The organism is Pseudomonas sp. M30-35 (assembly GCF_002163625.1).
Taxonomy (GTDB): Bacteria; Pseudomonadota; Gammaproteobacteria; order Pseudomonadales; family Pseudomonadaceae; genus Aquipseudomonas.
The window spans coordinates 1,571,924-1,584,036 of the sequence record NZ_CP020892.1; the positions used below are offsets into that span (position 1 = coordinate 1,571,924).

Genomic DNA, 12,113 nt, shown 5'->3' on the forward strand with positions numbered 1-12,113 from the left:
CCAAATTCGCGCGAATGCTATCACGCAGCGGCCTAAACCTGATTACTGTGTGGCCTGAAACTCACTGTTTATAGCACAAGAACACGGCTCTGCCGGTGCTCGCTACCTGTCTTGGCGCGAGCGTGCAGCCGTTAAACGTTGGCTTGGGTCTCGAACATCAGGCGCTCGATGGCCGCTTCGAGTTGATCCAGCGCTTTGGGGGCCATTGGATCATCCTGCTTGAGTAGCGTCTCGCTACGCAGGCAGGTCGCTCGCAATTGTGGTACTCCGCAGTAGCGGGTGGCGCCATGCAAACGGTGTACACGTTCGATTAAAAGCGTGTTATTGCCTGACTGGCGAGCCTGACGTATTGCTTGCAGGTCGGTCGGTAAGCCAGCCAAAAGCATGTTGAGCATCTCAGCGGCCAAGTCAGCTTTGCCTGCGGCCAAGCGTAGGCCTTCTTCGGTATCCAGGGTGCTGATGTGGTTGAGGTCTATGTCTGGGCGCATGCTGTCTTCTACAGGCTCAGGCATAAGTGCACGCAGTGACAAGCCAGTCCATTTGAGCACTACTTGAGCCAGTTGCGGTTCACTGATTGGCTTGGTCAGGTAGTCATCCATGCCGCTTTGCAACAGGGTGCGCTTTTCATTGGACAGTGCATGGGCTGTAAGGGCGACAATCGGCACCGCACTTTTGTTTTGTTCGGTTTCCCAGAGGCGAATCGCCTCGGTGGTTTCACGACCATCCATGCCCGGCATTTGTACATCCATTAAGATCATGTCAAAGCGGTCATTCTTGGCTTTTCCCAGCGCTTCGTAACCATCTTTGGCAATGTTGACCTTGGCACCCATATCTTCAAGCAGGGTTTGCACTAAAAGTAGATTGGCAGGATTGTCGTCTACGCAAAGAATTCGTGGGGGGCGAACCAGTTCCGGGGCTTCAGCTATCAAGCGTTGCTGACGCGGGCTGACCATCTCGCTCAAAGAGCGTTGCAGCTTGCGGGTGCACGCAGGTTTGGCATGTAGCTGGGTATAAGCGTCGGGTAGGGCACTGTGATATAGCGCTTGCTCGGTGGTCGGGCAGAGCACGATAAACTTGCAGGACATTTGCTCCAGTTGGCGGATGTAGGGAGCGAGCTTTTCTGGCGGCAGCTCGCGGAATGTCAAGCCCATGACCACAATGCCAATTGGCTGAGAACTGTTGTGTGAGCTTTTAACCGCTTCAAGCAGGCTGTCTGGCTCACTAAATGGGCTGACATTCAGCCCACAATCTTCGAGTTGGTGCTGCAGGACCTGGCGCGACAGATCATGGCCTTCCATGATCGCTACATTACGGCCAAGTAGTGGCGGGCGTGGCAGATCTTCGACATCTGCGCGTGCTTTAGGCAGGCTCAGGCTGATCCAAAACTCCGAGCCTTCGCCAGGAGAACTGTCAACGCCAATTTCGCCACCCATTTGTTCGACCAGGCGTTTCGAAATCGCTAGGCCCAAACCGGTACCTCCGGCCTGACGGGAAAGCGAATTGTCGGCTTGACTGAAGGCTTGGAAGAGCAAGCGCAAGTCGTCGTCGGAAAGACCAATGCCGCTGTCCTGCACGCTAATGCGTATTTGCGCGCGACTGTCGCTTTCGTCTTCAAGCATAACGCGTACGACAATACTGCCTTCGCGGGTGAACTTGATCGCGTTATTAACCAGATTGGTCAGGATTTGCTTGAGGCGCAGCGGATCACCCAGCAATGACAGTGGCGTGTCGCGATAGACCAGACTAAGCAGCTCAAGGTGCTTCTCATGGGCGGTTGGCGCCAGAATTGTCAGGGTGTCTTGAATAAGCTCGCGCAGGTTGAAGGGGATGTTTTCAAGCACCAGTTTACCGGCCTCGATCTTCGAGAAATCAAGGATCTCGTTGATAATCCCAAGCAGGTTGTCTGCCGATTTTTCAATGGTGCTGAGGTAATCCTGTTGGCGAGGACTCAGCTCACTCTTTTGCAATAGGTTGGTGAAGCCCAGAATGCCGTTTAGCGGCGTGCGGATTTCATGGCTCATATTGGCCAGGAACTCGGATTTTATGCGGCTGGCTTCAAGTGCTTCTTTACGTGCGAAATCCAGCTCGATGTTCTGGATTTCAATGGTTTCGAGGTTTTGGCGAACGTCCTCGGTCGTCTGATCAATGCTGTGCTGTAGTTCTTCCTGAGCATTTTGCAGGGCTTCGGCCATGCGATTGATGCCTGATGCAAGTTCGTCCAGCTCTTGGCTGCCGAGCGGCGGTAAGCGTGTTTCGAGCTTGCCTTCCTTAAGCTGTGCCACGCTCTCTTTAACCCGGCGCAAGGGGTCATTGATTGAGTGGCTCATCCGCAATGCGAGCAGAGCTGTGACCACGAGACCACTTACCACCAGTAATAAGCTGGTAACCAGGCTGCGATAACCGCTGATCAGGGTGGCGTGATGCGATAGCTCAAGCTCCACCCAGCCGACCAGGTTGTCACTGCTTTGATGTACGGGCTCGCCAGTTAAGTTCAAATGATGCTCAAACACTGGAAGTAAAAAGCGTGTGGCGTCTTCGTCTGAGTGCTTGGCCGTGAGCTTTTCAGTGCCACTGCCAGTGGTCGGCATCGGGTTAAGCATGCTCGGTCCAGCATGGACCAGCAGGACTTTATCTTTATTGAGCAGACTGACTGCTCGAACATCCTGTTGTTCAAGGGATTGAGTCGCAATGCGCTGGAGTACGCTGATATCGCCACGCAGAAAGGCAGGGGCGCTTAGCGGTGCCAGTTGTTCGGCAATCATCTCGCCGCGCTGCAGTAACTGGCCCTGTAGGCTTGAGAGCTGTGCCCAGATGAAGTATCCGCCGAGCAGGAATGCCAGCAGGCTGGTCGGCAACAGCGTCAATATCAACACGCGGCCTTTTATGCCTAGGTCCTTGAACACGCACATTCCTCTCTGATTATGACTGCGCAGTTTACCGTTTGCGCTCGATCCAACAATAGGCTACTGCAGGTTCTTATAACAAAGCAGGCTAGCGGTTGGCGTGCTTTATTGTTGGCGCGCAGTGGTTTGCCGTTATCATAGACACCCCTCAAGTCGTTTGGACCTGATTGACGTCATGACCTTGCAATTTCCGACCATCGCCGAGTGCATCGGCAACACGCCTCTGGTGCGTCTGCAGCGCCTGCCTGGCAACACCTCCAATACCCTTTTGGTAAAACTGGAAGGTAACAATCCAGCGGGTTCGGTCAAGGATCGCCCGGCGTTGTCAATGATTACCCGTGCAGAACTGCGCGGCGATATTCAGCCAGGCGACACGCTGATTGAGGCAACCTCGGGTAATACCGGAATTGCCTTGGCGATGGCGGCGGCGATCAAGGGCTATAAGATGATTCTGATCATGCCCGACAACTCGACCGCTGAGCGCAAGGCGGCAATGACCGCTTACGGCGCAGAGTTGGTGCTGGTGTCCCGTGAAGAAGGCATGGAAGGCGCTCGTGACCTTGCAGAAAGTCTGCAGCGTGGTGGGCGTGGCAAAGTGCTCGATCAGTTTGGTAATGGTGATAATCCGCAAGCGCACTACGACACCACAGGTCCTGAAATCTGGCAGCAGACTCAGGGCTCTATTACCCACTTTGTCAGTTCAATGGGCACCACAGGCACCATTATGGGGGTTTCGCGCTACCTCAAAGAGCAGAGCGATCAGGTGAAAATTGTTGGCTTGCAACCGCAAGAGGGGGCCTCTATTCCGGGTATCCGCCGCTGGCCGCATGAGTATTTACCGAAGATTTTTGATGCCGCGCGTGTTGATCAAATTGTCGACATGGGACAGGACGAAGCCGAACAGGTCATGCGCCGGCTAGCGCGTGAGGAGGGGATCTTCTGCGGCGTTTCTTCTGGTGGTGCTGTTGCAGCGATGTTGCGCTTGTCGCAACAGGTCGAAAACGCGGTCATGGTGGCGATCATTTGTGACCGTGGCGATCGTTATCTGTCGACCGGTATCTACGACGTGCCGCAACACTAATGGCCAAGAAAAACAGCGGTTTACGCTTTCAGCCCAGTGGCGGCACGCGTGCTCCACAAGTACCTGTGGGCAAGAAGCAGAAGCTAAGTATCGAGCGCTTGGCTAACGACGGTCGCGGAATCGCATTTAGTGAAGGGCGTACTTGGTTTGTGTCCGGCGCTTTGCCGGGCGAACAGATTGAGGCGCGCGTGCAGTCGGCGCGCAGCCAAGTGGTTGAGGCCCGTAGCGAGCGCATCTTGCAGGCCAGCCCCGAGCGTCGCCCTGAGCCTTGTGAGCATGCTCGCACTTGTGGCGGCTGTAGTCTGCAGCACATGCCGCATAGCGATCAGCTGGTGCTTAAGCAGGCCGCGCTTGAGGAGCAATTAAGCCGCTTGGCACAGGTGCAACCAGAACTTTGGGCACCTGCGTTGACGGGGCCTGAATTTGGCTATCGGCGACGTGCTCGGGTGGCTGTACGCTGGGACCCAAAACTGAAAAAGCTAGCGGTAGGGTTTCGCGCGGCGGCGAGCCAGGAAATTATTGCGATCAGTGATTGCCCGGTTTTGGTACAGCCCTTGCAACCCATTCTGCGCGGTTTACCAGAGGCGTTGCGCCAGCTTGAAAAGCCGCAAGCGATTGGTCACGTTGAGCTGTTTAATGGCACAACAAGTGCGGTATTGGTGCGCCACACGGCTGCATTGTCGGAAGCAGATATCAATCGTTTGCAGCAGTTTTGCGTTGAGCACGATGCGCAGCTGTGGTTACAAGGCGTGTCTGAGCCAGAACCATTTATTGCCGAGCAAAAACTAGGCTATACCTTGGCTGATTGGGGTCTACAACTGACGTATCGGCCCGGTGATTTTGTTCAGGTGAATGAACCGGTTAATCAGTCGATGATTGCTCAGGCCTTGGATTGGTTGGCGCCGCAAGGCAATGAGCGGGTTCTTGATCTATTTTGTGGGCTGGGTAATTTTGCCTTGCCGTTGGCGCGTCAAGCGCAAGAAGTGGTTGCGGTAGAAGGCGTGCAGGCGATGGTCGAACGAGCCACTGCAAATGCGTTGGAAAATTCGCTGAATAATGTGCACTTTTATCATGCGGATTTGTCCGAATCGCTGGCTGGAAAAAGTTGGGCGAAAGGTGGGTTTGCTGCAGTTTTACTTGACCCACCTCGTGATGGTGCTTATCAAGTAGTGAAAAACCTTGCTGCACTGGGTGCAAAACGAGTGGTGTATGTATCCTGTAATCCGGCAACACTTGCGCGTGACACTGAGCAGTTGGTCGCCCAGGGTTACTGTTTGAAAAAGGCTGGCATTCTCGACATGTTTCCGCAGACGGCGCACATTGAGGCCATGGCCTTATTTGAGTTAACCAGCATTTAACCGGGTAATTTTTGTTTGGCTCTTGCTGGTCGCGAGGCGTGAGAGCGTCTCATGCAGTTCGAAGGTCGTAGATCGGGACAGTTTGCAATGCTCTAAAATGAGTGGTCCCGACTTGCGCAAGCAGGGGTGTGAAGGATTTGCGCCTTACAGCAGTTAACCGACCCGCTCAACTTAGCGAGTCGGTGTAGATTCGTAGCGCAGTACGCGCTTCGTAGGGAAGGTATGCAAAATGGTTCAGGTGAGAGCGCATCAGCCGATCAACGATGACGGCAGCATCAACCTTGAGGCCTGGCTGGATCACGTACAGGGTGTTGATCCAGCATTGGATCGTGACGCGTTGCGCGGCGCGTGTGAGTTCGCCCGTGAGGCAGAGCAACAAGCGAATGCAGCGCAAAATCTGTGGAGTGAAGGTGCCTCCAGTTTCCGCGTAGGCCTGGAGATCGCTGAGATTTTGGCTGATCTCAGGCTTGACCAGGATTCTTTAGTTGCGGCTGTGCTGTATCGCGGTGTACGCGAAGGTACTGTCGAGTTGGCTGCCGTGCACCAGCGCTTCGGTCCGGTAGTCGCCAAGTTGATCGAGGGCGTGCTGCGCATGGCCGCCATTAGCGCCAGTATGAATCCGCGCGATTCCTTGGTGTTGGGCTCGCAGGCACAGGTCGACAACCTACGCAAAATGCTTATCGCAATGGTCGATGACGTGCGCGTTGCCCTGATCAAGCTGGCTGAACGTACCTGCGCGATTCGCGCCGTCAAGTTGGCCGACGACGAGAAGCGTCAACGCGTTGCCCGTGAAGTCTTCGATATTTACGCGCCGTTGGCTCACCGTTTAGGTATCGGGCATATCAAGTGGGAGCTCGAGGATTTGTCCTTTCGCTACCTTGAGCCCGAGCAATACAAACAAATCGCTACCTTGTTGCACGAGCGTCGGCTGGATCGTGAGCACTACATCAATGAAGTGATGGACCAGCTACGTTCAGAGCTTGAAGCCACCGGCATCCAGGCGGATATCAGCGGGCGGGCCAAACACATTTATTCAATCTGGCGGAAAATGCAGCGCAAAGGCCTGCAGTTCAGTCAGATTTATGATGTGCGAGCGGTACGTGTTCTGGTTCCGCAAATGCGCGATTGCTACACCGCGCTGGGGATCGTCCATACCTTGTGGCGGCACATTCCCAAGGAGTTTGACGATTACATCGCCAACCCCAAGGAAAACGGCTATCGCTCGTTGCACACCGCGGTTCTAGGTCCTGAAGGTAAAGTGCTTGAGGTGCAAATTCGCACCGCAGCCATGCATGAAGAGGCCGAGCTGGGAGTGTGTGCGCACTGGCGTTACAAAGGCACCGACGTTAAAGCCGGTTCGAATCACTATGAAGAGAAAATCTCCTGGTTACGTCAGGTGCTCGAGTGGCATGAAGAGCTGGGTGACATTGGCGGCCTGGCTGAACAGCTGCGCGTCGACATTGAGCCAGATCGGGTCTATGTGTTTACCCCCGATGGTCACGCCGTTGACTTGCCTAAAGACTCGACACCGCTGGACTTCGCTTACCGTGTCCATACTGAAATCGGCCATAACTGCCGCGGCGCCAAGGTAAACGGACGCATCGTGCCGCTGAGCTATAGCCTGCAAACCGGTGAACAAGTGGAGATCATCACCAGCAAGCAGGGCACGCCAAGCCGTGACTGGTTGAACTCCAACCTCGGCTACATCACCACTTCGCGTGCCCGAGCCAAAATTGTTCACTGGTTCAAGCTGCAAGACCGTGATCAGAACGTCGTGGCCGGTAAAGGTTTGCTTGAGCGTGAACTGGGTCGTTTGGCGCTGTCGCATGTTGATTTTGAAAAACTGGCTGAAAAAGCCAATCTGAAATCAGCTGAAGACTTGTTTGCCGCCTTGGGTGCGGCGGATGTGCGCTTGGCGCATGTGGTTAACCTGGCTCAGCAGTTGATTGAGCCCGAGCGCAATAGCGAGCAGCTTGAGCTTATTCCACGCAAGGCTCTGGGCTTCAAACCTGGCAAGCGTGGCGATATTCAGATTCAGGGCGTTGGCAACTTGCTCACACAGATGGCGGGTTGTTGCCAGCCGTTGCCGGGTGATCCGATTGTTGGCTATATCACGGTAGGGCGAGGCGTTAGCATTCACCGCCAGGACTGCGCGGCAGTGTTGCAGCTGGCGGGTCGTGAGCCTGAGCGGATGATCCAAGTCAACTGGGGGCCGGTGCCGGTGCAGACCTACCCGGTCGATGTGGTTATTCGTGCCTATGACCGTTCGGGTCTATTGCGTGACGTGACCCAAATACTGCTTAACGAGAAGCTCAATGTGTTGGCGGTCAACACTCAGTCGAACAAGGAAGACAACACCGCAACAATGTCGATTACCATTGAAATCCCCGGCCTTGAAGCGCTTGGGCGTTTGTTGGGGCGCATTTCGCAGTTGCCTAATATCATCGAAGCTCGACGTTTGCGCAGCAGTTCCTGAGGGCTTATGTACCAATTAACAGACTTGCTACACCTGATGGCGCGCCTGCGTGACCCGCGGCATGGTTGCCCTTGGGATTTGCAGCAATCGTACGCGACGATCGTGCCTTATACGCTTGAGGAGGCCTACGAAGTTGCTGACGTAATTGAGCGGGGTGATTTTGATAATTTGCCTGGTGAACTAGGCGACCTGCTGTTTCAGGTGGTCTATTACAGTCAGCTGGCAGCCGAAGAAGGTCGTTTTGGTTTTGCCGAGGTGGTCGACTCGATTACTCGCAAACTGGTGCGCCGCCATCCCCATGTGTTTCCTGATGGTGATTTGTACGGTGCAGTTGAACTGCCCAAGCTTGCTGAAGCAGCGGTCAAACAGCGTTGGGAAGAGATCAAGGCCGAAGAGCGTACGCAGAGAGCACAGGCGCCCGAGCAGCTTTCTTTGCTCGACGATGTTCCTACGACTTTGCCGGCGCTGTCGCGTGCAGTGAAACTGCAAAAACGTGCGGCGCGAGTCGGGTTTGACTGGCCCGAGGCTCTGCCGGTTGTTGATAAAGTCCGTGAAGAGCTGGATGAGGTGCTCGAAGCGATGAGCGAAAATGATGAGCAGGCAATTGCTGAAGAGCTAGGCGATTTGCTGTTTGTGGTGACTAATCTTGCCCGCCACTTAAAGGTGGACCCAGAGATGGCTCTGCGTGCGGCGAATATCAAGTTTGAACGCCGCTTTCGCTTTATCGAGCAAGCGCTGCGCCAGTCAGGGCGTGATATTGCTCAATGCGATCTGGAGTCGCTCGATGTTTTGTGGGGTGAAGCCAAGAAGCTGGAAAAACAGCAAACACTTGGCTGACGGCCAATAAGCAATCAATATGCGCGGCAGGTTATTTATCGCGACCTGTGGGCCTTGTACAGCACCATTGATACAAGGCTCGCGTGGCAGTTGTTATTAGATCAATAGAAATGGCAACAAGACCTACGTGGATCGAGGTTGCTGTCGTTGAATACCGGGGTAAGTCATGGCTTTATCACTACGCGACCAGCTACTGAAGGCAGGGTTGGTTAACGAGAAACAGGCCAAGCAGGCTAGTAAGCAAAAGCAAAAACAGCAACGCATGGAGCATAAAGGTCAGGTCGAAAAAGACACCTCGCAACAGCAAGCTGCGCAACAGGCGATGGCAGAGAAAATTGCGCGTGACCAAGAGCTGAATCGTCAGCAGCAAGAAAAGATCGAGCAAAAAGCTAAAGCGGCTCAGGTTAAGCAACTGATTGAAGCCTCACGCCTGCCTAAGCTTACGACCGAGGATTACTACAACTTTGTCGATGACAAGAAAGTGAAGCGTCTGTCGGTCAATGAGTTAATGCGCAATAAGCTAAGCAGTGGTTCGCTGGCTATTGTGCGTCACGGCGGTGGTTACGAAGTGATCCCGCGAGAAGCTGCGCTGAAGATTCAAGAGCGTGATGCACGCCGTGTAGTGCTGCTTAACACGCCCACCGAAGCACCAGATGCTGATGATCCGTATGCGGCCTATCAGGTGCCGGACGACTTGATGTGGTGATTGAGTCTTGCGAGCACTAATCAAAAGGCCGGGCTTACTCCCGGCTTTTTACTGCTGTAGTTTGCTGGCAACGGCTAGAATGAACAACTTGGGCTATTCAGCTCGACACGCTTAAAGCTCGCTCCTGGAGTCACAGCGGTAATCGCCTGCAATTGGTCAAGACGCAAACGGTGTCTGCCGTCGGCGCTTCTGACAATAAGAAACTCTTGTTTGTCTGCGCTCGTTTCAGTCGTCAGTGCCTGGCCTTCCAGCATCCCGCCATCAGTCAGTTCAATTACCAGGTCGTAGCGGTGCAGGCAGGCAACCTCCAAAAGATCATACAGGTCACAGGCCAGCGGCTGATAAGGCGTTGGATGCATTGCATACTCTCCTGTTAAGGCATCAATCAGGCAGGTCTACCGATAAATTTATGTGAAGTACATCACGCGCTTGGCAGGGTAGTGGCTAAGTGATATCTTTCCTGCGCCCGGCAAGGGCAGCCAAGCTTTTGCTAGGGGTAGATCCATTCTAAACGGGTTAGATAAGTTTTGAAGATGGATTTTCTAAGCAACTAATATGGATGCTTCAATGAACGCTCGTGTCAGCCATGGTCCAGAAAGTAATAGCGATGAAATTGATTTATTCGCCCTGATTAATAGCTTGTGGTTACAGCGCTGGTTGATCGCCGGAGTCATGGCGCTGCTTGCCATTGCTGCTGGAACTTACGCGCTGCTGGCAACGCCATATTATCAGGCGCAAAGCGTCCTTAAGCCCACCTCACTGAAAAGCTTCGATCAACTCAACCTTACCGGCGTGTATAAGGTTGATAGGGATCAAGTGCTTAATCGTATTGGTATCTCGCTTGAGTCCTATTCAACTCGCTACGATTTTTTCCAAAAGCACCCCGAGCTTTTTCAAGCGTTGGAGCAGCCCGGTGTGGCAGTGGTGCAGGCCTTTGAGCGGTTGAACAAGTCGGCATTTACTATTTTGAAGCCGGACGTAAAGAAAGCAGATTCTTTGTCCAGCTATGTTGGTTTGAGTTTTGTGTACCCCGAGGGCGTGGACGGACCGGCTGTGGTCAATGGCTTGGTCGCTTATGCCGTTGAGCAAGAACGTGCTCGTATTGCTGCTGAAGTGAGTACGCTCGTGACTAACCGTCTGAATAAGCTGCAAAGCCAGATTGCGGCTGCTCGCATCGGCTATGAGGCAGACAAACAATCGAAAATAGCCAAGCTGCTGGAGGCTGACAGCGTTAAGCGTGCCAATCTCATGGATGAGCTCGCTGGCCTGCGTCAGCAGCTTAAGTTACGCCGTCAAAATCGTATTATGCAGCTGACTGAGGCGATTATGATTGCCGAACAGTTGAATATACATAAACCAGCAACACCTTCGTCCATGCGTGATCTTGGTGAGCAAGCTTCAAATAATTTGATTCGCACGGAAGTGACTAATCAGCAAATCCCACTTTATTTCATGGGTACTGAAGCCTTGGGGGCTGAGCGTAAGGCCTTAAGAGCACGTGCTTCTGATGATTTTACCGACGCGAAGGTCGGCGAGTTAGAGAAGCAACTGCGGATTTTGCGCAACAATCGAGAAGTCGAAGCATTGCGTCATCGCGGCAACGATGATCTGTTTCTGAGTAAGCTGGCCAAGTGGGAGGAGGAGACATCCTATTTGCAGGAACTCAAACCTGAGTTGCTGTTGCTGGATCTTGTTGATATCGATCAACCAGCTGTTAGTCCGCTTTCGCCGATCAAGCCGAAGAAGCTGTTGATAGTTGTTTTGGGCTTAGTGCTGGGGCTGATGTTGGGCGTGTTTATCGCTTTGGTTCGCTCGATGATGACGCGCCTAAAGCCAATTTCTCTGACGATGTTGAATCCGCTGCCAGTCGAGCATGCGGGGCACAAATTAGTGCAGCAATGACGCTGCCACCTGTTTGCAGCTGTACTCAACCCAGGGGGCAAACGCTCGGTTAAAGCTGGGTGGCAGACACAAAAAAGCCGAGCAATGCTCGGCTTTTTTATGTGGATCCATATCGCAGGTCAGATTCGTGGTTTAGTTACCTTTCACGGCTTTGCCGGCCACGGTGCCTTCTTCGAGCATGATCTGGTATTCCTTGCCATCTTTCTCGATCTGGTTGAGAGCTACTAGCAAATAGTCCCAGTCTTTAGCGAACCACAGGGTGGTTTTGCGTTTGCTTTGAGTTGGGTCGCGGACCCGCTCCACCTTGATCGCGTCTATCTTACCGACCTTGGTGGCCACGGCTTCTTCACCGAGCACACGGAAATCATAGGTTTCGATTTCATCGCCATCGACCACTTGGTAGCTCATGCTTTTCTTGCCAGCAGCCACGTCGTGTTGCAAAACCATTTGATAAGTTGATTTGTCCAGCAAGCCACGGTTCAACGGGATGCGCACAGCGGTTCCACGATCATCGCCAATGACCTGCTTGGCTGACCAGTCAAAGTCTTGCTCGACTGACTTGCCTTTGCCCAGGCCGCCGCGTTCATATTTGTAGCTCAGAGGCATGAACGCATTGTCTTCAATGCGGAAGGTGCTGGTTTCGGTGAGGCTGGCGACCAGCATCGACGCTTCGAAGTTTAACTCCCAGCGGCCATCACCCAAATCAGTCAGGTTGCGCTCTGCTGAACCGCTAACAGGGAGCTGTTTCCAGTCTGCGGTATAGCTTGCGGTAAAGGGTTTTATCTCGTCTGCGAAGACGGGAGCGCTAATCAGCGCAAGTGCGAACAGTAAGGCCCGACGCATGTTATCT

At 53.6% G+C, this 12,113-nt stretch carries 9 protein-coding genes; 6 read left to right on the forward strand and 3 right to left on the reverse strand.

Annotated elements, in window-relative coordinates:
- Positions 1–131 precede the first annotated feature (131 nt).
- On the reverse strand, positions 132–2,903 hold the full coding sequence (locus tag B9K09_RS07320) for a response regulator (RefSeq protein ID WP_087519024.1): 2,772 nt from the start codon (positions 2,901–2,903) through the stop codon (positions 132–134).
- Positions 2,904–3,078: 175 nt separating this feature from the next.
- Here B9K09_RS07320 and cysM point away from each other — a divergent pair, with 175 nt between their 5' ends.
- From cysM to B9K09_RS07345, 5 genes are all read left to right on the forward strand, one after another.
- A complete protein-coding gene (gene cysM, locus B9K09_RS07325) occupies positions 3,079–3,984 on the forward strand; it encodes a cysteine synthase CysM (protein WP_087516185.1) in 906 nt (301 codons plus the stop codon).
- Positions 3,984–5,342, forward strand: coding sequence for a 23S rRNA (uracil(1939)-C(5))-methyltransferase RlmD (gene rlmD, locus B9K09_RS07330; protein WP_087516186.1), 1,359 nt, complete (start codon positions 3,984–3,986; stop codon positions 5,340–5,342). Before cysM ends, rlmD begins: the two co-directional genes overlap by 1 nt.
- A 229-nt stretch (positions 5,343–5,571) precedes the next feature.
- A complete protein-coding gene (gene relA, locus B9K09_RS07335; protein WP_087516187.1) occupies positions 5,572–7,818 on the forward strand; it encodes a GTP diphosphokinase in 2,247 nt (748 codons plus the stop codon).
- A gap of 6 nt (positions 7,819–7,824) precedes the next feature.
- Positions 7,825–8,655, forward strand: coding sequence for a nucleoside triphosphate pyrophosphohydrolase (mazG, locus tag B9K09_RS07340; RefSeq protein WP_087516188.1), 831 nt, complete (start codon positions 7,825–7,827; stop codon positions 8,653–8,655).
- Positions 8,656–8,821: 166 nt separating this feature from the next.
- Positions 8,822–9,361 carry a DUF2058 domain-containing protein gene (locus B9K09_RS07345; protein ID WP_087516189.1) on the forward strand — a complete coding sequence of 180 codons (540 nt, stop codon included), beginning with the start codon at positions 8,822–8,824 and terminating at the stop codon, positions 9,359–9,361.
- Between the two features lie 74 nt (positions 9,362–9,435).
- Here the strand turns inward: B9K09_RS07345 and B9K09_RS07350 are convergent, their stop codons facing one another.
- Complete coding sequence (locus B9K09_RS07350; RefSeq protein ID WP_087516190.1) at positions 9,436–9,720, reverse strand: Rho-binding antiterminator; 285 nt, start codon at positions 9,718–9,720, stop codon at positions 9,436–9,438.
- A gap of 208 nt (positions 9,721–9,928) precedes the next feature.
- On the opposite strand from B9K09_RS07350, the gene B9K09_RS07355 reads away from it, so the two are divergent.
- Positions 9,929–11,263, forward strand: a complete 1,335-nt coding sequence (locus B9K09_RS07355) for a Wzz/FepE/Etk N-terminal domain-containing protein (protein WP_256574272.1) — start codon at positions 9,929–9,931, stop codon at positions 11,261–11,263.
- 132 nt (positions 11,264–11,395) lie between these two features.
- Here the strand turns inward: B9K09_RS07355 and B9K09_RS07360 are convergent, their stop codons facing one another.
- Positions 11,396–12,106: a DUF3108 domain-containing protein gene (locus B9K09_RS07360; protein WP_087516192.1), complete on the reverse strand. Its 711-nt coding sequence runs from the start codon at positions 12,104–12,106 to the stop codon at positions 11,396–11,398.
- Positions 12,107–12,113: the final 7 nt, after the last annotated feature.